Origin of the sequence: Bradyrhizobium sp., assembly GCF_035570375.1 — a bacterium.
Lineage (GTDB): Bacteria > Pseudomonadota > Alphaproteobacteria > Rhizobiales > Xanthobacteraceae > Bradyrhizobium.
On sequence record NZ_DATMLW010000008.1, the window covers coordinates 55,332 to 75,502 of the forward strand.

Sequence of the window (20,171 nt, forward strand, 5' to 3'; positions counted from 1 at the left end):
GTCCGGATCATGCCCTAGCGGACGCGGGCGATATAATACGCCAGATCGGCGATCTGCTCTTTGGTGACCACCTGCATCACGTCCGCCATGGTCGCATCATAGCCGTGGCGCGAGTTGTCCTTGTATTCGACAAGCGTCTTGTTGAGATAGTCCTCGCGCTGGTTGGCGATGCGAGGGACGTTCTCCTTGCCCGAAAAATCCGCATTGTGGCAGTTGTTGCAGCGGTGCTGCTGCACGAGCGCCTGACCGCGCTGCATACGAGCGGAATCGGGGGTATCGTCCGGCGGTTTCGGCTTCGGCAGTTTGGAAATCAAATCGGAAAACTTCTGCAGATCGTCATCGGTGAAACCTTTCGCCATGTCGTTCATGGGCTCGAAGGTCCGCAGCTTTTCGCGAAACATGAAAAGCTGGATCAGCGCATAGGGTGCCTGCTGGCCGCCAAGGGATGGCGTATTTTCCGTCTCCGACTGTCCCTTCTCGCCATGGCAGGCAAAACAGGCGGCGGTCCGCTCTTGCATCGTTTCCGCGTGTGCCGAAAAAGCCAGCGAGAAAAACGCCAGCGCCGCGATCAAACTACGCATCGATTCGTCCTGAGGTAGTCGCTTCAGATAATGAAAATCGGGGGCAGTTTGAAACTGCCCCCGATTGTTTCCCGCGGGCTTACTGGCCCGCGACTTTCTGCTTGCCGTAGGTCACGCGCCAGACGGCGCCGTTCCAGTCGTCGGAGACGAGCAGCGAGCCGTCCTTCAACTGCATCACATCGACCGGGCGCCCGACATATTTGTTGTCTTCGAGGAAGCCCGTGATCAACGGCTCGATGTTCTTGACCGTGCCGTCCTTGTTCAGGTGCACGACGACGACGTCGCCGCCGAACTTGACGGTCTTGTTCCAGGAGCCGTGCCGCGCCACGATGATCGCGTTCTTGAACGTCTTCGGGAACATGCTGCCGGTGTAGAACCGCATGCCGAGCGCGGCCGCGTGTGGTCCCATCAGGCCGACCGGCGGGGTGAACTCGCTGCAGGAATGTCCCCAGCCGAATTCGGGATCGGGGATGTTGCCCTGCCAGCAATACGGCGAGCCGAAGTGCTCACCCACCTTGGTGATGCGGTTGAGCTCGTCGTTCGGAAGATCTTCCGACATCCAGTCGCGGCTGTTGTCGGTGAAGTAGAGCTGCTTGGTTTCCGGATTCCAGTCGAAGCCGACGGTGTTGCGGACGCCGCGCGCCACCACTTCGGCGCCGCTGCCGTCGAGGTTGATGCGCCGGATCTGGCCGTGGTTTTCGTCATGCAGCACGTTGTTGCCGGGCTGTCCGACCGGGACATAGAGCTTGTTGTCCGGCCCAATGGCGATGAATTTCCAGCCGTGAGCCTCGTCCTTCGGCAGGTTGTCATAGATGGCAACAGGCTTTGGCGGATTGTCGAGATTGTCTTCGATCTTCTCTATCTTGGAGACCTTCGACAGCTCGGCGATGTAGAGCGTGCCATCCTTGAAGGCGACGCCGTTGGGCCGATAGAGGCCCGAGGCAATCACCTTCACCTCCCGCTTGCCGTCCTTGTTGATGATCGCATAGACCTTGTCGAGCAGACGGCTGCCGACAAACACGGTGCCCTTGTCACCGAGCGCCAGCGATCGTGCGTTTGCCATGCCGGCCGCATAGACTTCGATGTTGAAGCCGGCCGGAACCTTCAGCTTTGCCAGCGGCAGCTTGTCGGGTGCCGCCGCGAGCGGCGGTGGCGCGACGGGCGCCAGCTTCTGCGCGGCTTCGTTGTCCGGCCGCCCGATCATGGGTGAGCCCGGCGGAAGCGGTTGCGCGGCAGGCGCCGCGGCCGGGGGGCTGGCCGGCTGTTGCGCCACAGCGCCGCAACTCAACACTCCTAGAAAGGCACCAGCGAGCAAAAGGCTGCGCGGCGCCGATGAGCAAATCCTCATAATGTTCTCCCGTTTGTGGAAGTCTTCGCTCCCTGCATGGGCAAACCCCTGCCCTGCCGGTGGACTCCATCGCTACAGTTTTGAAGATTTTTGCGCTTGGGCGCAATCGGAAACATCAGCGAAACCGGCAGGTTGCGCGCAAGCGATGCCGGAATAGATGCGGATGCGCCGATGTAGCGCCCAAACCACCGCTTGCAATCGGTCAGTGCTTGGTGAGGGGCAAGTCGTTGCGTTCGAACAGTGCCTCGGCAAAGGGAAACTCGAGCACGATCTCCCCTTCGTCGTCGGTCACTTCGATGGTCGCCCGCAAGAGGTCTAGTGCTTCCTCGGTCCTGAACAATTCGTGGATCATGGCGCGGGCGACTTCCCAGGCGCGGTCCGGATTCTTGAGTTCCTCGCCTTCGGGATCCACGATCAGTTCATCGCCTATACGGGTATTGAAGAAATATCGCGGCATGGCTCAAAACCTGTTGCCGGCCGCAGCAAGCCGCGGCCCCTTTCTCACAAGTGCTTTATTCCGAACGCTTAAGCCCGCGACTTGACCGAACTTGGCGTTCCGCCAGCCCAAGATGAACCTGTTGATCCATCATTGGTTTGACAGGCCCACCGCACAAGCCTGTGAATTCTTTTTGCGCCGCAACATAGAATTTTCGCAGCTCCCCGGTGTTAAAGATTTCGCTGGCGAACTTTCCGATCCGTATTTACTTTATGCGGAGGGCGGAGAGCACGTCCGGTTTATTCTCAAAGGAGAGCCAACAATGGCCTGGAAGACACCAAAAATCGTCGAAGTGCCGGTCGGCATGGAAATCAACATGTATGCTTGCGCCGCCCGCAAATAAGCGGCAGCGACAGCTTCCTTCATTCTTGATCAGGGTGGACCGTCGGGAGTGACACGTTCCTTTCCCGGGAACGTTGTTTACGCCCGGGTCTGCCTTTGAGGCTTTTCCCGGGCTCAAAATTCCGGGTATTGAGCGCCCCTAGCATCAAACCCCAAGTTCAAAGCTTTGAAAGCTTTGAACTTCGAGGCTTAAGAGCATTCCAGGAGACGGATTATGCTTCGCGTCGTCGTCCTGGGCGCCGCGGCAGGTGGTGGTGTTCCGCAGTGGAATTGCGGCTGTCCGGTTTGCCAGGCCGCGCGAACCGAACATCCCGAGCTTCAAAGCACGCAGGCTTCGGTCGCAATCAGTGCCGATGGCGATCACTGGTTTTTGATCAATGCATCGCCCGACCTGCGAGCGCAACTGATTGCGACACCCAAGCTTCACCCTAGAGCCGGCAAGCTTCGCGACAGCCCGATTGCGGGCGTGATCCTGACCAATGGCGAGATCGATGCGGTGGCGGGGCTGTTGTCGATGCGCGAAGGCTGGCCGTTCACGATCTATGGGCACGAACGAGTGCTGGCGATCCTGAAGTCGAACAGCATCTTCAACGTGCTCAATGAAAAGAACGTGCGCCGCGAGCCGATCCAGCTAGAACGGAACTTCGAGCCTTCCCTTCCCGACGGATCGCCCTCAGGAATCGAGATCCTGCCGTTCGCGGTCGCGGGCAAGGGCGCGTGGTATCTGGAGGGCCAGCCTCATCCGGCGGGAAAGGACGGCGAAGGCGATACGCTCGGCCTTCGCATCCGTGACAAGGCGACCGGCAAGCATTTCTTCTTTCTCGCCGCCTGCGCTGATGTAACCGACGACCTCAGATCGCGGATCACCGGCGCGCCGATGGTCCTTTTCGACGGTACCGTGTGGCGCGACGATGAAATGGTCCGTTCCGGCCTTGGCACCAAGACCGGGCAGAGCATGGGACATATCGCCATGTCGGGCGAAACAGGCGCAATCGCCGCCCTCGAGGGCCTTGGTATCGACAGGAAGATCTTCTTACATATCAACAATTCCAACCCGGCGCTTTTGCGCGATTCTGAGGAGCGCTTGATCCTCGAGCGGGCGGGATGGCAAATCCCGAAGGATGGAACGGAGATCGTGCTTTGAACATCGCAGCCCCCCGTGCCATGACCGCCTATTCCATCGGCAAGGACGTGCCGCTCAACAGCGCCGAGGAACTCGAAGCGGCGCTGCGCCATATCGGCGCCACGCGCTATCACAGCCTGCATCCGTTCCATAAGCTGTTGCACGGCGGCAGACTGAACAAGGGCCAGGTGCAGGCCTGGGCGCTCAACCGCTACTATTACCAGAGCACGATCCCGATCAAGGACGCGGTCGTGATCTCGCGTTTCCGCGATCGGGCCACACGTCTCGAATGGCGGCACCGGATCGAAGACCATGATGGCGACAAGGAAAGCGAAGGCGGCATCGAGCGCTGGCTGAAACTGACGGAAGGCCTGGGGCTCGATACGGCCTATGTCGAATCCACTGAAGGTATTCTGCCTGCGACGCGCTTTGCGGTGGAGGCCTATGTCCATTTCGTGCGCGACAAGAGTCCACTGGAGGCCATCGCCTCTTCGCTGACGGAACTGTTTGCGCCGAACCTGCATGAAGAACGCATTTCCGGGATGCTGCAGCATTACGATTTCGTTAACCCGGAGATCATGAGCTATTTCAAGCGCCGTCTGGCGCAGGCACCGCGCGACGCCAATTTCGCGCTCGACTACGTCAAGACGCACGCCAAAACCCCCGAACAGCGCGAGGCGGTCTGCAACGCGCTGATCTTCAAGACCAACGTGCTATGGGTTCAGCTAGATGCGCTGTATCATGCCTATGTGGAAGGCCACATTCCGCCGGGCGCCTTTGTGCCGGCGAGCTGAAGACCGAGAGAAGCGATGGCAATGGGGCGCAACATCAGTGTCAGCGAGACAAGCCGGCCCAAATTGCCGCGCCATGCCCGGCTGAAATTCGATGAGACGCGCCAGGTGTGGGTGATCCTGGCGCCGGAGCGGGTGCTGGCGCCCGACGAGATCGCGGTCGAAGTGCTGCAGCTTTGCGATGGCGTGCGCAGTGTCGCCGACATGGTCGATCAACTCGCCGCGAAATACGCCGCCGAGCGGAACGCAATCGCGACCGACGTGATTGCCATGCTGCAGGACCTCGCCGACAAGGGTTTCCTCACCGAAGCGCGGGAGAGGACGTCATGAGTATTCTCGACGATGGCAAGCCAACCGCCCCCGCCGGCGATGGTCTCGCCGCGCTCGAATCGAATCGTTCGACGGCGGAGACTTTCGGCATTCCTCTGGCGGTGCTGGCCGAAGTGACGCACCGCTGCCCGCTGCAATGCCCCTACTGCTCCAATCCGCTTGAACTCGATCGTGCAGGCTCCGAGCTCACCACCGAGGAATGGAAGAAGGTGCTCTCGGAACTCGCCGAGATCGGCGTGCTGCAAATCCACTTCTCCGGCGGCGAGCCCACTGCGCGCAAGGACCTCGTCGAACTGATCCGGCATGCCAGCGACGTCGGGCTCTATTCCAACCTCATCACCTCGGCCGTCCTGCTCACGCGCGAACGGCTTGCTTCGCTCGCGGATGCGGGGCTGTCCCACGTGCAGATCAGTTTTCAGGGCGATGAAGCTTTGGCCGCCGATCGTGTCGCCGGTTTCAAGGGCGCGCATGCCAAGAAAATCGAAGTCGCGAAATGGACCCGCGAACTCGATCTGCCGCTGACGGTGAATGCGGTCATGCACCGTCAGAACCTGCACCAGCTACCCGACATCATCCAGATGGCGGTCGATCTCGACGCCGACCGGCTCGAAGTCGCCAATGTGCAGTATTACGGCTGGGCCTTGAAGAACCGCGCCGCGCTGATGCCGACCTTCGAGCAGCTCGAGCAGACGAGCCGGATCGTCGAGGAAGCGCAAGCGCGGCTGAAGGGCACGCTCGCGATCGACTACGTGATTCCCGACTATTACGCGCTGCGGCCAAAGAAATGCATGGGCGGCTGGGGCCGGCAATTCTTCAACATTTCTCCCTCCGGCAAGATCCTGCCCTGCCACGCCGCCGAAAGCATCACCGGGCTCGAATTCGAATCGGTGCGCTCCAATCATTCGATCGCGTGGATCTGGCAGAATTCGGAGGCCTTCAATCGCTATCGCGGCACCGGCTGGATGAAGGAGCCGTGCAAGAGCTGTGAGTTCAGGGAAATCGATTTCGGCGGCTGCCGCTGCCAGGCCTTTGCGCTCACGGGCGATGCCGGCAATACCGATCCGGCCTGCACGCTGTCGCCGCTGCACGAGCAGATTTTCAAATTGGCGGAGCAGGAAGCCGCCGGCAACAACAACCGCTTCATCTATCGCAATTTCGCTGGCGGCACGCCGGAAGCCGATGACGGCCATGGCGCCTGATGCCATTGGCGCGATTGGCGCTGCCGAATCCGCCAGCAAGCGTGCCGATCCGTTCGCGCCCCTGACCTCGCAGCTTCTTGCCGTCGGCGACGCCCACGAGATCCATCTCGAAACCGTCGGCCGCGCCGAGGGCATCCCCGCCGTCTATCTGCACGGCGGACCGGGCAGCGGCTGCCAGGTCGATCACCGCCGATTGTTCGATCCCGAGCGATTTCACGCCGTGCTGTTCGACCAGCGCGGCGCGGGGAGAAGCCGTCCCAGGGGCGGCCGCGAACACAACACGCTGCCGCATTTGATCGCAGATATGGAAACGATCCGCGAGAAGTTAGGCATCGCTCGCTGGATTGTCGTCGGCGGCTCCTGGGGAGCGACGCTGGCGCTCGCTTATGCGCAGGCGCATGCGGATCGCGTCGCCGGAATCGTGTTGCGCGCGACCTTTCTCGGTACGCGGAGCGAACTTGAGGGCGCGTTTCTCGACGCGCTGCCGCGCTTCTATCCCGATCTGTTCGAAGATTTCATCGGCCTGCTGCCCGAGCACGAACGAACGACGCCGCTCGATGCGTATTGGCGCCGCATTCTCGATCCCGATCCCGCGGTGCATACGCCGTTCGCGCGCGCCTGGCATGACACCGAGCGCTGTCTCTCCGAACTGGTGCCCGCTCGCAGGCGCCTTGATCGCCATTCGTCGCATCAGCCGAAGTCGCTGCCCGCCACGCCGTTCATGGAAGCGCATTATTTCCAGAACGACTGTTTCATGCGGCCTTCCCAGTTGCTGGAGGAAGCCGGGAAACTTGGCAAAATTCCCGGAATCATCGTGCAGGGCCGCTACGATCTGCTCTGTCCGCCCGCAACGTCGCGTGCGCTGGCCGCAGTCTGGCGCGATGCCGAAATTCGCGTGGTCGAAGGTGCCGGTCACACGCTCTACGATCCCGGGGTACGGGATGCGGTGATGAGGGCAATCGCGGATGTCGCATCGAGGATATCGGGATAGCTGATAATTCTCCTTATCCTGAGGAGCGAGCTCAAGAAGCAGACCAAAGGCCTTCGTCATGGCCGGGCATAGCCGTTCGAAGAACGGCGTCGCTCCCGCTCGCCTATGCCCGGCCATCCACGTCTTTGCTTATCGCAGAGAAAAAGACGTGGATGCCCGGCACAAGGCCGGGCATGACAAGAAAACGAAAAGGATAGAAAATGCCGATCGCCGGAAAGGGCATGTTGCTGACGTCGATGGATATCGACGCGGCCGATGAAGCCGACTTCAATCGCTGGTATGACCGCGAACATCTCGAAGAGCGCGTCGCGATCGAAGGTTTTCTCGAGGCGAGGCGCTACGTCGCCCATCAGGGGGCGCCGAAGTATCTCTGCCTCTACTCGACGACGACAATCGGCGTCTTCAACAGCGCGGCCTACAAGGCCCGGCTCGCCAACCCGACCGAATGGTCGCAAAAGACCATGGCGCGCTTCAAGAACATGATCCGCGCAGTGGCGCGCATCACCATCAGCCGCGGAAATGGCCGCGGTGCGGCGCTTGGCATCATTCGCTTTCACCCGGCCAAGGGAAGCGAAGAAAGTCTGCGCAGCTTTTTTCGCGACGCGCTCGATCCGCGCAAATTTGATGGCATCATCTCGATGCACCTGATCGAAAATGATCCGGTCTTGTCCGCGCCCGCGGCGGGAATTCCATCTGTCAGCACAGGCAGCGCCGACTGGTTCGTGCTGATGGATGCAATCGATGTGGACGCGGCGTCGAGGGCGGCCCTCTCGGCGCTGATTGTCAATAGCGAGTTCAAATTATCGGTGGTTTCCACGGGAACTTACCGTTTGATGTGGGACCTTTCGAACAGCGAGATACCCGCTTAAACGGGCAGATTCTCAATGCTGCACTGCCGCATAAATGATATTTTAGCAACGTCGGCAAGCGATCGAACAAAAGGATGGACCTCGCACAAATTTGCCTTTGTGCGTGATCTGGATTGGCTCTAATACGATAGGCCGATGACGCAAATTCAAAAACCACAAGGACGCCACGCGAGCGTTCGCAAGCAAGGTAAGGCCGCGCGTGTCGCTCGATCCTGGCGCGGACAAGGTAGGAATGAAACCGACTGATATCTCGGCACCCGACTATTTTCACAAAGTGGTCGATTGCCAGTGGGCCTGCCCCGCCCACACGCCCGTTCCTGAATACATCCGATTGATCGCCGACGGCCGCTACAGCGACGCCTACATGATCAACTGGAAGTCGAACGTGTTCCCGGGAATTTTGGGCCGCACCTGCGACCGTCCCTGTGAGCCGGCCTGTCGCCGCGGCCGTGTCGAGGAAACTCCGGTTGCGATTTGCCGGCTCAAGCGCGTCGCCGCCGATTTCAAGGACGACATCAAGAGCCGCCTGCCGCGCGTGGGGGCGAAAAACGGCAAGCGCATCGCGATCATCGGCGCCGGCCCCGCTTCGCTGACGGTAGCGCGCGACCTCGCGCCGCTGGGTTACCACTGCATCGTGTTCGACCAGGACCCGAAGGCCGGCGGCATGATGCGGACGCAAATCCCAAAGTTCCGCCTGCCGGATTCGGTGATCGACGAGGAAACCGGTTACATTCTCGATCTCGGCATCGAGTTCCGTGGTGGCGAGCGCATCGACAGCCTGAAAAAACTGCTCGGTGAGAACTACGACGCGATCTTTGTCGGTTCCGGCGCGCCGCGCGGCCGCGAACTCGACATCCCTGGCCGGAAGGAGGCCGCAAGCCATATTCACATCGGCATCGACTGGCTCTCCAGCGTGTCATTTGGCCACACCAGCAAGATCGGCAAGCGCGTGATCGTGCTCGGCGGCGGCAATACCGCGATGGATTGCTGCCGCACCGCGCGCCGTCTCGGCGGCGAGGACGTCCAGGTGATCGTGCGCTCCGGCTTCGAAGAGATGAAGGCGAGCCCGTGGGAAAAAGAAGACGCCATGCACGAGGACATTCCGATCCTCAATTTCATGGTGCCGGTCGCCTTCACCCACAACAACGGCAAGCTCACCGGCGTCACCTTCCAGAAGGTGAAGGCCGAGTATGATGCCAAGGGCCGGCGCAATCTGGTGCCGACCGGCGATCCCGATCAGACCATTGCCTGCGACGATGTCCTCGTCGCGGTCGGCCAGGAGAACGCGTTCCCCTGGATCGAGCGCGACTGCGGCGTCGAGTTCGACAAATGGAACATGCCCAAGGTCGATCCCGGGACGATGGGCTCGACCCATCCGAAAGTGTTCTTTGGCGGCGACGCCGCGTTCGGCCCGAAGAACATCATCTGGGCGGTGGCGCACGGCCATGATGCCGCGCTCTCGATCCACAAGCTGATCTCCGGCGAGGATGTCAATGAGCGGCCGCTGCCCGAAGTGCACATCACGTCGCAGAAGATGGGCATCCACGAATGGAGCTATGACAACGACGTCTCCGACGACAAGCGCTTCAAGGTGCCGCATCGCGACAAGGTGATTGCCTTGAAGGACATCCGCGCGGAAGTCGAGCTCGGCTACGACCTCAAGCTTGCGCTTGGCGAAGCGCGGCGCTGCCTGAATTGCGACGTGCAAACCGTCTTCACGGCGCCGCTTTGCATCGAATGCGACGCCTGCGTCGACATCTGCCCGATGGATTGCATCACCTTCACCGAGAATGGCGAGGAAGCCGATCTGCGCTCACGGCTGAAGGCGCCCTCACAGCACCCGGACCAGGACCTCTATGTCGCCGAAGGCCTCAAGACCGGCCGGGTGATGGTCAAGGACGAGGACGTCTGCCTGCATTGCGGGCTGTGCGCCGAGCGTTGTCCCACTGGTGCATGGGACATGCAGAAGTATCTCATCGACATGACCTACGCAGGTACATCATGCCCGTCCAGAGCCCGATCAGCAGCGTAAACGACTTCGTCGTCCGCTTCGCCAACGTCAACGGCTCGGGCTCGGCCAGTGCCAACGAGCTGTTCGCGCGCTCGATCCTGCGTCACGGCGTGCCGGTCAGCCCGCGCAACATCTTCCCCTCCAACATTCAGGGCCTGCCTACCTGGTACGAAGTGCGGGTTACCGAGGATGGCCATCTCGGCGCGCGCGGCGGCGTCGATCTGATGGTGGCGATGAACCCGCAGACCTGGGACAAGGACGTCGCCTCGATCGAGCCCGGCGGCTACCTGTTCTACGATTCGACCAAGCCGTTGCCGTCGTCGAAATTCCGCAACGACATCAGCGTGATCGGCGTGCCGCTGACCGCGATCACCAATTCCACCTATTCCGACCCGCGGCAGCGCCAGCTTTTCAAGAACATCATCTATCTCGGCGCGCTGTCGGCACTTCTGGAAATGGATCCGAAGCTGATCGAGCAGCTGATCGGCGAACAATACAAGGGCAAGGAAAAGCTGTTGTCCTCCAACGTGCACGCGTTGCATCTTGGCCGCGACTGGGCGCTGCAAAATCTGAAATGTCCGATCGGGCTGCGCGTGAGGAAGGCTGACAAGGTCGGCGACCGCATCTTCATCGAGGGCAACAGCGCGGCTGCGCTGGGCGCGGTCTATGGCGGCGCCACCGTCTGCGCCTGGTATCCGATCACGCCATCGTCCTCGCTTGCGGACGCGTTCGCCAGCCACTGCAAGAAGCTCAGGCACGATTCCAAGACCGGCAAGGCCAAATACGCCATTGTGCAGGGCGAAGACGAACTCGCCTCGATCGGCATCGTGATCGGCGCGTCATGGAACGGCGCGCGCGCCTTCACCGCCACCTCCGGCCCCGGCATTTCGCTGATGCAGGAGTTCATCGGGCTGTCCTATTTCGCTGAAATCCCGGCGGTGATCATGAACGTGCAGCGCGCCGGCCCTTCGACCGGTATGCCGACCCGCACCCAGCAATGCGACATTCTCGCCTGTGCCTATGCTTCCCACGGCGACACCAAGCATGTGCTGCTGTTTCCGGAGGACCCGGCCGAAGCGTTCGAATTCGCGGCGCAAGCCTTCGATCTCGCCGAGCAGCTCCAGACCGCGATTTTCGTCATGCTCGATCTGGACATCGGCATGAACCACCGGCTTTGCCGCCCGCTGAAGTGGGACGATGCCCGCCAATACGACCGCGGCAAGGTGATGACGGCCGAAATGCTCGACGAAGGCCGCGACTTCGGCCGCTATCTGGACGTCGATGGCGACGGCATCCCCTACCGCACCTATCCCGGCACCCATCCGACCAAGGGTTCGTATTTCACCCGCGGCACCTCGCGCGACCGCTACGCGCGCTACTCCGAGGAGGGCTCGGTCTACGCCGATAACATGCAGCGCCTGGTACGCAAATTCGAGACGGCGCAGGACATGGTGCCGCGGCCGTTGCAGGCCAACGCCGCAAAGCCGACCAAATACGGGGTGATCTATTTCGGCTCGACCGCGCCTGCGATGGATGAAGCGATCGAACTGCTCGAGGCGCGCGGTCACCTGCTCGATCGCATGCGAGTTCGCGCCTTCCCGTTTCATTCCTCAGTCGCAAGCTTCATCGCCGACCATGATTTCGTTTACGTGGTCGAGCAGAACCGCGACGCCCAGCTTCGCTCGCTGATCGTCAACGAGAACGGCATCGATCCGGTGCGGCTGGTGCCGATCCGCCACTATGACGGCACGCCGATCACCGCCCGCTTCATCGCCGGCGCGATCGGCGACCACCAGGATCAGCTGACGCTGACCCCGCTTCGCAAGGTAAAGACATGAGCGATCCTCTCCTTGTTCGGACGTCATGCCCGGGCTTGTCCCGGGCATCCGCGCCTTCGTTTCAATCAGCCAAGACATGGATGGCCGGGATACACCCGGCCATGACGGGCGTTTAACTGCAGGTGCTATCGTGACCTATATTGCCAAACCGAAATTCCACCATCCGGGTCTGCCCAAGAACCAGCTCGGCTATACCCATCGCGATTACGAGGGCAAGATTTCGACGCTATGCGCCGGGTGCGGCCACGACTCGATCACGGCGTCGATCATCGAGGCCTGCTTCGAACTGTCGATCGAGCCGCATCGCGTTGCAAAAATTTCCGGCATCGGCTGCTCCTCGAAAACGCCCGATTACTTCCTCGGCAATTCGCACGGGTTCAACTCGGTGCATGGCCGCATGCCCTCGGTCCTCACCGGGGCCAATCTCGCCAACCGCGACCTGATCTATCTCGGCGTCTCCGGCGACGGCGACTCTGCCTCGATCGGCTTCGGCCAGTTTGCGCATTCGATCCGGCGCGGCGTCAACATGACCTACATCGTCGAGAACAACGGCGTATACGGCCTGACCAAGGGCCAGTTCTCAGCGACCGCCGACCGTGGCTCGAAGTCGAAGAAGGGCGTGATGAACACCGACAACGCCGTCGACCTGGTGGCGATCGCGCTGCAGTTGGGGGCCAGCTTCGTGGCGCGCAGCTTCTCCGGCGACAAGACGCAGCTGGTGCCGCTGATCGCGGCTGCGATCGAGCACAAGGGCTCGGCATTCATCGACGTGATCAGCCCGTGCATCGCCTTCAACAACCATGCCGGCTCGACCAAGAGCTTCGACTATGTGCGCGAGCACAATGATGCCGTGAACCGCCTCGACGTCCTCACCGGCCGCGAGCCGATCTCGATCGAATATGCGCCGGGGACGGTCAAGGTGGTCGAGCAGCACGACGGCACCAGGATCGCGCTGCGCAAGATCGATGCGGATTACGACCCACACGACCGCGTCGGCGCGATGGCGTTCCTGCAAAAACACGCCGCCAGGGGCCAGATCGTCACCGGCCTGCTTTATGTCGATCCGGAAGCGGAAGACCTGCACAACCACCTCAACACGGTGGACAGCCCGCTCAACACGCTCAACGAAGGCGAACTTTGCCCCGGCTCGGCGACCCTGGAAAAAATCAACGCGTCGTTGCGCTGAAGCCATCCGTTGCCAGCGATCATGAGCGGCTGGCATCGAGTTCGGCGGCGTGCGAGCCTGCACGCTGCGGCAGGAACGCGATGCAGGCAAGGATGGCGGCGGCCAGGATTGCGGACGCGTAGTATCTGCTGAACGCCAGGCCACCCTCCTGCCTCGGTTTGTCGAGCAGGTCGCCCAGCGTGGCACCGAGTGGTCGCGTCAGGATAAAGGCGGCCCAGAACAGCAGGGTTCTGGAAACATTGGTCCAGAAATAAGCCGCCGCGATCGCGACGAGACCTGCCGAGAACACCAGCGCGCCCATCTCGTAGCCGAACTCGTTGGTGTCCGCCATCCAGTCGCCGAGCGCAATGCCAAGCGTCTGCGAGAACAGGATCGAAATCCAATAGAATGTTTCGACTGCCGGATTGGTGATGGTGTTGACCGAAATTGTTCCTTGCGACCAGTACCAGAAGCCGAGCGACGCGAGCAGAAGCAGGAACAACAGCGACGCGCCGCCGCCATAGCCGATCCCGAGTGAGCGATCGGCAAAATCGGCCATCGTCGTGCCCGCGGTGGTGGTCGTGACGACGACGATCCAGTACAAAAACGGATGAAAGCTTTTCGCGGAAATCTGCGCGATCACGGCGAATACGAAAATGCCGATGAAGATGAGGCTGGAGAGCGCGTAACCGAGATTCATCGACATCGATACCGCATCGCCGCCGGTCTCCCCGAGCGTCGTCGCCAGTATCTTGATGAACCAGAAGATGAGTGTGACTTCGGGAACCTTGCTTCGCTGCAAGCCTTGAAACATTTCGAAATTCCTGGCCGAGAGGTGATGCTTTACCAGAGGTGCCCGTCCTCTGGCCGATCAGCGCACGATGCGTGTCGCCGAGTGAACCGGCCGAAGTTTGACCAGTTCCTTCAAAGATTCCTGAACCGATCGTGAACCTGCGCCGCCTTGAGAAGCGCTTGGGATGATCAGGCACGTACTACTATCGTCATGGCCGGGCATAGCCGTCGAAGAACGGCGTCGCTTCCGCTCGCCTATGCCCAGCCAACCACGACTTTTCGCCATTGAAAGAAGTAAGCCGTGGATGCGCGGGTCAAGCCCGCGCATGACGGGCTGCGGAGAGCAAACGGACCCATACGTTCCCTACGTCGCTCGCCGCACGAAACTCGGATTGAGGTCTTTCACCGTGCGCGCACCGCATTGCTGCATGGCCGCTCGCGTTTCGGCGCGGACGATCTCCAGCACCTGCTCCACGCCTTCCTGGCCGAAGGCACCGAGGCCCCACAGATAGGGCCGACCGATTCCGACCGCCTGCGCACCCATTGCGAGCGCCTTGACCGCGTCGGTGCCGCGGCGAAAACCGCTGTCTACGACGACGACCATGCGTCCCTTCACCGCCGCGACGATTTCCGGCAAGGCATCGATGGTGGAGCGGCCATTGTCCTCGCCGCGGCCGCCGTGATTGGAGACGAGAATTCCGTCGATCCCGTTCTGCGCCGCGAGCTCCGCGTCCTCCGCCGTCACGATGCCCTTGAGCATGATCTTCATGCGCGTGACGTCGCGCATGCGCTTGACGGTGTCCCAGTTCAGGTTCGAGGACTCGCCGCTTCCCTTGATGCCGGTGAGGTCGATGCCATCATAGTTATGTCGCCGCAAAGCCCGCGCCGCAAAGCTGCTTCGGTCGTGGCAGGCCGAACATTCGCGCGTGTCGGATTTCATCAGGCGGTACAGGGTTTCCTGGTTGCGGCCGGCGACGCGGTCGACCGTTACCATCAACACCGGACAGCCGGCACCATCGGCGCGCTTGATCAGCGCCTGCGCGACCTCCCAGCTCGGCGACGCATAGAGCTGGAACCAGACCGGCGCCCCGCGCGCCTTGGTGACATCGTCGACCGAATAGTTCGACGACGTCGAAAGGATTTGCAGATGATTGCCCGCCCGCGCGGCTCTTGCCACCGCAAGTTCGCCTTCGGGATGAAAGAACTGGTTGGCGCCGGTCGGGCAGACGAAGATCGGCGAGTCATATTTGCTGCCGAACAGTTCGATGCTGGTGTCGACTTTGGAAACGTCGTTCAGCCGGTGCGGCATCAGCTGGAATTTGAGGAAATCTTCGCGGTTGGCGCGCAGCGTCACCTCGTCGTCGATGCCGGAAGCCATGTAGCCGAAATGCGCCGGCGGCACGTTCTTGCGGCAGACCGGTTCGAAATCGAACACGTTGATGGCGTCCTTTGGACGTTCGATCAATCCGGTGCTGCCGGGTGGCGCCCAGATCATCGGATCGGGCAGTTTTGACGGCGCTTCCATGCCCCAGGCTGCAAGCGAGGGCGACGCCAAAAGCGGACTGCCGGCAAGATATTGCAGGAAACGGCGGCGGCTGGTGGCGCGAATGATCGTCGGCGTCATTGAAGGAACCCTCCCCCTGCGGATGTTATTCTTTATGGGATGCACGATAGCAGCGCCGGGGATCGCCCGGAAGGCGCGCGCCCGCCGAAGAAGGAGCGGACACCCAGCCATGCATCAATCGCCGGGCGGCGCTGCTTGCGCGCAAAGTCGAGAAAATCCCCGGGAAGTGACCGGATGGCGATCGTTTCGAGGATCGGTGCGCGCCAAAGGGCGTTATTACCTCAAAGGTACCCATAATCCGGTCACCAGCGCGGCATAAGGATGGTTGATCATCCGGCGCGCCGGTAGCGTGCCGATTTCCCGATGTTCGCACTGAGGCATGACGTTTTCGAACTTTGCAATCGGAAAGACACTGGCACATATTGATCTAGTGTTACTTGATCCAGTGTTACGGCCAATCCGGCAACGGACCCGAACAGAAACAGGGCATCATGAATCTCGTCAAGGAACTCGAAAACCATGGCCAGTCAGTCTGGCTGGATTTCCTCGCCCGCGGCTTTGTCGTCAAGGGTGAGCTCAAAAAGCTGATCGATATCGACGGCGTCAAGGGCGTGACCTCCAATCCGTCGATCTTCGAAAAGGCGATTGGAAGTTCGGATGAATATGACGGCTCGATCGACAGCGCCCTGAAAAAAGGCGATCGTCCGGTCGCCGATTTGTTCGAGCACCTGGCGGTCGAGGATATCCAGCATGCCGCCGACGTGCTGCGTCCGGTCTATGATCGCCTGAACGGCCACGACGGGTTTGTCAGCCTCGAAGTATCGCCTTATCTGGCGATGGACACCAGGGGCACCATCGCCGAAGCAAGGCGATTGTGGAAGGACGTTCACCGCAGGAATCTGATGGTGAAAGTGCCGGCTACGGCGGAAGGCCTTCCCGCGATCGAGCAGCTGACCGGAGAAGGACTGAGCATCAACATCACCCTGTTGTTCTCGCAAAAGGTCTACATCGAGGTTGCGCAAGCCTATCTCGCCGGGCTCGAAAAATACGTCGCCGACGGCGGCGATCCCTCCCATGTCGCCAGCGTCGCGAGCTTTTTCGTCAGCCGAATCGACACCGCGGTCGACAAGCAGCTGGATGAAAAGATCGCCCGTGCCAACGACCCGAACGAAAAGGAGCGGCTCGCCGCGCTGAAGGGGAAGGTCGCGATCGCGAACGCGAAACTCGCCTATCAGGAATATAAACGTCTGTTCTCCGGCGCCAGATGGGAGAAGCTCGAGGCGAAAGGCGCAAGGCCGCAGCGGCTGTTGTGGGCCTCGACCGGCACCAAGAACAAGGACTACAGCGACGTACTCTATGTCGACGAGCTGATCGGCCCCAATACGATCAACACCATGCCGCCGGCGACGCTTGAGGCCTTCCGCGATCACGGCAAGCTGCGCGACAGCCTCGAGGAAGACATCGAGGAAGCCCAACACGTCCTCGCCGAGCTCGAACGATCCGGCATCTCGCTCGATGCCGTCACGGCTGAACTCATCAAGGATGGTGTCAGACTGTTCGCCGATTCTGCCGACAAGCTTTACGGCGCGGTCGCACAAAAGCGCGCCACGGTGCTGGGCGGAAAGATCGACGCGCAGAAGCTTGCGCTTCCGAACAGCATCGGCAAGGCGGTCGAAAGGAAAACTGAGGAATGGCGCGCCTCGGCGAAAATCCGCAGGCTTTGGCAGAAGGACAAATCGGTCTGGACCAATGACGACGAGAACAGATGGCTGGGCTGGCTGAACAGCGCGGCCGAAGCCGATATCGCCGATTATGAGGATTATGCAGAGCGCGTGAAGGGACAGAAGTTTACCGACGCCGTCGTGCTCGGCATGGGAGGTTCCAGCCTCGGCCCCGAAGTGCTCGCAAAGACGTTTCCGAAAAAATCGGGCTTCCCCAAACTGCATGTGCTCGATTCCACCGATCCCGCGCAGGTCCGCGCGATGGAGAAATCGGTCGATCTTTCCAAAACATTGTTCATCGTTTCCAGCAAATCCGGGAACACCACCGAGCCGAATGTGATGAAGGACTATTTCTTCGCGCGCGTGTCGGAGACGATCGGCGCGGCGAAGGCCGGCCACCGTTTCGTTGCGGTGACCGATCCCGGTTCTTCGCTGGAGAAGGCCGCGAGCAAGCAGGGCTTTGCGCGCGTCTTCCACGGCGATCCCACGATCGGCGGCCGTTATTCCGTGCTGTCGCCGTTCGGTCTTGTCCCCGCCGTGACCGCCGGCATCGACGTCCGTGCGCTCATACAGCACACGCTTGCGATGATGCGTTCCTGCGGAGCCGACGTGCCGCCGCATGAAAATCCCGGCGTTCAGCTCGGGCTGGCGATGGGACTTGCGGGTCTCGAAGGCCGCGACAAGGTGACCATCCTTTCCTCGAAAAAGATTGCCGATTTCGGCGCCTGGGCCGAGCAACTGATCGCCGAATCCACCGGCAAGGAAGGCAAGGGCCTGATCCCGATCGATGGCGAAGGCATCGGCGATGTGGCACTTTATCGCGACGACCGCTTCTTCATCGACCTTCGCACCGAGGGCGAGAGCGACGCCGCCCATGATGAGAAGCTCGCCGCGCTGGAGAAAGCGGGCCACCCCGTCGTTCGTATTGTCCTGAAATCGATCGATCACATCGGCCAGGAATTCTTCCGCTTCGAGATGGCGACGGCGGTCGCGGGCGCCGTGCTCGGCATCAATCCCTTCAATCAGCCCGACGTCGAGGCTGCCAAGGTCAAGACGCGGGCATTGACGGCAGTCTTCGAGAAAAATGGCGCGCTTCCGGCGGAAGAGCCTGCGATGTCATCTGCGCAGGTTGATCTCTATACCGACGAGAAGAACGCCGCGGCCTTGCGCAAGGCCGGCGCCGACGGTGATCTCGCTTCATGGCTGAAGGCGCACCTTTCCCGCACCCATGCTCACGATTACGTCGCGCTGCTCGCCTATGTCCAGCGCAACGGTGCGCATATCGACGCGCTGCAAGCCATGCGGCTTGCGGTGCGCGACAAGCGTCATGTCGCGACCTGCGCCGAATTCGGCCCGCGCTTCCTGCATTCGACCGGTCAGGCTTACAAGGGCGGGCCCGATAGCGGCGTGTTCCTGCAGATCACCTCCGATGACGCGAAGGACCTGCCGGTACCCGGCCAGAAGGCGAGCTTTGGCGTGATCAAGGTGGCGCAGGCGCGCGGCGACTTCGACGTGTTGACCGAGCGCGGCCGGCGCGCACTGCGGGTGCATCTGAAAGGCGATTTGAAAGCCGGCCTGAATGCGCTCGATCGCGCCATCAGGCAGGCATTGAATTAGAACTGGATACATGACGATAGATGCAGGATGTACGCGCTTGGTCACCTCTCCCATCGGGAGAGGTCGGATCGCCTCGGGCGATCCGGGTGAGGGGTTACGCTCCATCGATAGACCGTACCCCCTCACCCCGACCCTCTCCCCATGGGAGAGGGAGTTCAGCACCGCTGCTGAAACATCGACCCAACCACTCCAAGCAAGACGAACCGAACTCTAGGGATTAACAGAGATGCAGATCGGCATGATCGGCCTGGGGAGGATGGGCGGCAACATCGTCCGCCGGCTGATGCAGCACGGTCATACGACCGTCGTCTATGACAAGGACCCCAAGGCCGTGGCCGAGATCGCATCTGACGGCGCTGCGGATTCGGATTCGCTCGAACAATTCGTCAAGAAACTTGGCCCGCCGCGGGCCGCCTGGGTGATGCTGCCGGCCGGCAAGATCACCGAAGCCACTATCGAAGCGCTTTCGAAACTGATGGAACGTGGCGACGTCATCATCGACGGCGGCAACACCTTCTGGCAGGACGATGTCCGCCGCGGCAAAAAGCTTAAGGAACGCGGCATCCATTACATCGACGTCGGCACCTCCGGCGGCGTCTGGGGCATCGAGCGCGGCTACTGCATGATGATCGGCGGCGACAAGCCGGTGGTCGAACGTCTCGACCCGATTTTCAAGACGCTGGCGCCCGGCCTTGGCGACATTCCGCGCACCGAAGAGCGCGAGGGGCGCGACCCGCGCGTCGAGCAAGGCTATCTTCATGCCGGCCCGGTCGGATCAGGCCATTTCGTCAAGATGGTTCACAACGGCATCGAATACGGCCTGATGCAGGCCTATGCCGAAGGTTTTGACATTTTGAAGAACGCCGGTATCGCGGCGCTACCCGCTGAGCATCGCTTCGATTTGGATATTGCCGATATCGCCGAGGTGTGGCGGCGCGGCAGCGTGATTCCGTCGTGGCTGCTCGATCTGACGGCGTCCGCGCTCGCCAGGAACGACACGCTGGATAATTATTCAGGGTTCGTCGAGGATTCCGGCGAGGGCCGCTGGACCGTCAATGCCGCGATCGACGAGGCGGTGCCGGCCGAGGTCCTGACCGCGGCGTTGTTCGCGCGCTTCCGTTCGCGCAAGGAACATACCTTCGCCGAAAAAATTCTTTCGGCGATGCGCGATGGTTTCGGCGGCCACAAGGAGCCGCAGCAGCATCCTGATCCGGCGCGGCAAAGCACGCCGGGAATCGTCAAACCGAAGGCCGGCCGCTCGTGACAGACGCCCTCCCCAATCAGACCCAGCTCACCAACCAGAAGAAGCCGGATCCCTGCTCCTTCGTGATCTTCGGCGCCACCGGCGACCTGACGCACCGTCTGGTGATGCCGTCGCTCTACAATCTCGAGG

The 20,171-nt window shown here is 61.2% G+C and carries 18 protein-coding genes; 13 read left to right on the forward strand and 5 right to left on the reverse strand.

The window, feature by feature from the left end:
• Nucleotides 1-14 precede the first annotated feature (14 nt).
• The 3 genes from VNX23_RS00890 to VNX23_RS00900 form a co-directional block, all read right to left on the reverse strand.
• On the reverse strand, nt 15-581 hold the full coding sequence (locus VNX23_RS00890) for a c-type cytochrome (RefSeq protein ID WP_325627026.1): 567 nt from the start codon (nt 579-581) through the stop codon (nt 15-17).
• A 79-nt stretch (nt 582-660) separates the two neighbouring features.
• On the reverse strand, nt 661-1,929 hold the full coding sequence (locus VNX23_RS00895; protein WP_325627028.1) for a PQQ-dependent sugar dehydrogenase: 1,269 nt from the start codon (nt 1,927-1,929) through the stop codon (nt 661-663).
• Nucleotides 1,930-2,131: 202 nt separating this feature from the next.
• On the reverse strand, nt 2,132-2,386 hold the full coding sequence (locus tag VNX23_RS00900; RefSeq protein WP_325627030.1) for a DUF6894 family protein: 255 nt from the start codon (nt 2,384-2,386) through the stop codon (nt 2,132-2,134).
• Between the two features lie 301 nt (nt 2,387-2,687).
• Between VNX23_RS00900 and pqqA the strand changes: the two genes are divergently transcribed.
• From pqqA to VNX23_RS00950, 10 genes are all read left to right on the forward strand, one after another.
• Nucleotides 2,688-2,768 carry a pyrroloquinoline quinone precursor peptide PqqA gene (gene pqqA, locus VNX23_RS00905; RefSeq protein ID WP_009031067.1) on the forward strand — a complete coding sequence of 27 codons (81 nt, stop codon included), beginning with the start codon at nt 2,688-2,690 and terminating at the stop codon, nt 2,766-2,768.
• A gap of 213 nt (nt 2,769-2,981) precedes the next feature.
• Nucleotides 2,982-3,911: a pyrroloquinoline quinone biosynthesis protein PqqB gene (gene pqqB, locus VNX23_RS00910; RefSeq protein WP_325627032.1), complete on the forward strand. Its 930-nt coding sequence runs from the start codon at nt 2,982-2,984 to the stop codon at nt 3,909-3,911.
• Between the two features lie 20 nt (nt 3,912-3,931).
• Nucleotides 3,932-4,684, forward strand: a complete 753-nt coding sequence (gene pqqC / locus VNX23_RS00915) for a pyrroloquinoline-quinone synthase PqqC (RefSeq protein ID WP_325627034.1) — start codon at nt 3,932-3,934, stop codon at nt 4,682-4,684.
• Between the two features lie 15 nt (nt 4,685-4,699).
• Entirely contained in the window at nt 4,700-5,011 is a 312-nt protein-coding gene (gene pqqD / locus VNX23_RS00920) for a pyrroloquinoline quinone biosynthesis peptide chaperone PqqD (protein WP_325627035.1), read from the forward strand.
• A complete protein-coding gene (pqqE, locus tag VNX23_RS00925) occupies nt 5,008-6,210 on the forward strand; it encodes a pyrroloquinoline quinone biosynthesis protein PqqE (RefSeq protein WP_325627036.1) in 1,203 nt (400 codons plus the stop codon). The genes pqqD and pqqE overlap by 4 nt, the downstream gene beginning before the upstream one ends.
• Nucleotides 6,200-7,201 carry a prolyl aminopeptidase gene (pip, locus tag VNX23_RS00930; RefSeq protein WP_325627038.1) on the forward strand — a complete coding sequence of 334 codons (1,002 nt, stop codon included), beginning with the start codon at nt 6,200-6,202 and terminating at the stop codon, nt 7,199-7,201. The genes pqqE and pip overlap by 11 nt, the downstream gene beginning before the upstream one ends.
• A gap of 200 nt (nt 7,202-7,401) precedes the next feature.
• The gene (locus tag VNX23_RS00935) at nt 7,402-8,070 is read left to right on the forward strand and encodes a hypothetical protein (RefSeq protein ID WP_325627040.1); all 669 of its coding nucleotides are present in this window, start codon (nt 7,402-7,404) and stop codon (nt 8,068-8,070) included.
• 232 nt (nt 8,071-8,302) lie between these two features.
• Nucleotides 8,303-10,102: an FAD-dependent oxidoreductase gene (locus tag VNX23_RS00940; protein ID WP_325627042.1), complete on the forward strand. Its 1,800-nt coding sequence runs from the start codon at nt 8,303-8,305 to the stop codon at nt 10,100-10,102.
• Nucleotides 10,072-11,919 (forward strand): 2-oxoacid:acceptor oxidoreductase subunit alpha, encoded by a 1,848-nt coding sequence (locus VNX23_RS00945; protein WP_325627044.1) that lies wholly within the window; start codon nt 10,072-10,074, stop codon nt 11,917-11,919. The genes VNX23_RS00940 and VNX23_RS00945 overlap by 31 nt, the downstream gene beginning before the upstream one ends.
• A 130-nt stretch (nt 11,920-12,049) precedes the next feature.
• Nucleotides 12,050-13,105, forward strand: coding sequence for a 2-oxoacid:ferredoxin oxidoreductase subunit beta (locus VNX23_RS00950; RefSeq protein ID WP_325627046.1), 1,056 nt, complete (start codon nt 12,050-12,052; stop codon nt 13,103-13,105).
• Between the two features lie 19 nt (nt 13,106-13,124).
• Here the strand turns inward: VNX23_RS00950 and VNX23_RS00955 are convergent, their stop codons facing one another.
• Together VNX23_RS00955 and VNX23_RS00960 are read right to left on the reverse strand one after the other, a co-directional pair.
• Complete coding sequence (locus VNX23_RS00955) at nt 13,125-13,898, reverse strand: hypothetical protein (protein WP_325627048.1); 774 nt, start codon at nt 13,896-13,898, stop codon at nt 13,125-13,127.
• Between the two features lie 342 nt (nt 13,899-14,240).
• Entirely contained in the window at nt 14,241-15,500 is a 1,260-nt protein-coding gene (locus VNX23_RS00960) for an alpha-hydroxy acid oxidase (protein WP_325627050.1), read from the reverse strand.
• A gap of 431 nt (nt 15,501-15,931) precedes the next feature.
• Here VNX23_RS00960 and VNX23_RS00965 point away from each other — a divergent pair, with 431 nt between their 5' ends.
• The 3 genes from VNX23_RS00965 to VNX23_RS00975 form a co-directional block, all read left to right on the forward strand.
• Complete coding sequence (locus VNX23_RS00965) at nt 15,932-18,778, forward strand: bifunctional transaldolase/phosoglucose isomerase (protein ID WP_325627052.1); 2,847 nt, start codon at nt 15,932-15,934, stop codon at nt 18,776-18,778.
• A gap of 226 nt (nt 18,779-19,004) precedes the next feature.
• The gene (gene gnd, locus VNX23_RS00970; protein ID WP_325627054.1) at nt 19,005-20,042 is read left to right on the forward strand and encodes a phosphogluconate dehydrogenase (NAD(+)-dependent, decarboxylating); all 1,038 of its coding nucleotides are present in this window, start codon (nt 19,005-19,007) and stop codon (nt 20,040-20,042) included.
• A partial coding sequence (locus VNX23_RS00975; RefSeq protein WP_325627058.1) for a hypothetical protein occupies nt 20,039-20,171 on the forward strand: 133 nt, incomplete at its 3' end. The genes gnd and VNX23_RS00975, both read left to right, overlap by 4 nt.

Bases quoted from the DNA above. Each gene is read 5' to 3' on its own strand.
- VNX23_RS00940 (WP_325627042.1), top strand. From the start codon at position 8,303: ATGAAACCGACTGATATCTCGGCACCCGACTATTTTCACAAAGTGGTC.
- pqqD (WP_325627035.1), top strand. From the start codon at position 4,700: ATGGCAATGGGGCGCAACATCAGTGTCAGCGAGACAAGCCGGCCCAAA.
- VNX23_RS00955 (WP_325627048.1), bottom strand. From the start codon at position 13,898: ATGTTTCAAGGCTTGCAGCGAAGCAAGGTTCCCGAAGTCACACTCATC.
- gnd (WP_325627054.1), top strand. From the start codon at position 19,005: ATGCAGATCGGCATGATCGGCCTGGGGAGGATGGGCGGCAACATCGTC.
- VNX23_RS00900 (WP_325627030.1), bottom strand. From the start codon at position 2,386: ATGCCGCGATATTTCTTCAATACCCGTATAGGCGATGAACTGATCGTG.
- VNX23_RS00965 (WP_325627052.1), top strand. From the start codon at position 15,932: ATGAATCTCGTCAAGGAACTCGAAAACCATGGCCAGTCAGTCTGGCTG.
- pqqB (WP_325627032.1), top strand. From the start codon at position 2,982: ATGCTTCGCGTCGTCGTCCTGGGCGCCGCGGCAGGTGGTGGTGTTCCG.
- pqqE (WP_325627036.1), top strand. From the start codon at position 5,008: ATGAGTATTCTCGACGATGGCAAGCCAACCGCCCCCGCCGGCGATGGT.
- pqqA (WP_009031067.1), top strand. From the start codon at position 2,688: ATGGCCTGGAAGACACCAAAAATCGTCGAAGTGCCGGTCGGCATGGAA.
- VNX23_RS00935 (WP_325627040.1), top strand. From the start codon at position 7,402: ATGCCGATCGCCGGAAAGGGCATGTTGCTGACGTCGATGGATATCGAC.
- pqqC (WP_325627034.1), top strand. From the start codon at position 3,932: ATGACCGCCTATTCCATCGGCAAGGACGTGCCGCTCAACAGCGCCGAG.
- VNX23_RS00945 (WP_325627044.1), top strand. From the start codon at position 10,072: ATGCCCGTCCAGAGCCCGATCAGCAGCGTAAACGACTTCGTCGTCCGC.
- VNX23_RS00890 (WP_325627026.1), bottom strand. From the start codon at position 581: ATGCGTAGTTTGATCGCGGCGCTGGCGTTTTTCTCGCTGGCTTTTTCG.
- VNX23_RS00895 (WP_325627028.1), bottom strand. From the start codon at position 1,929: ATGAGGATTTGCTCATCGGCGCCGCGCAGCCTTTTGCTCGCTGGTGCC.
- VNX23_RS00960 (WP_325627050.1), bottom strand. From the start codon at position 15,500: ATGACGCCGACGATCATTCGCGCCACCAGCCGCCGCCGTTTCCTGCAA.
- pip (WP_325627038.1), top strand. From the start codon at position 6,200: ATGGCGCCTGATGCCATTGGCGCGATTGGCGCTGCCGAATCCGCCAGC.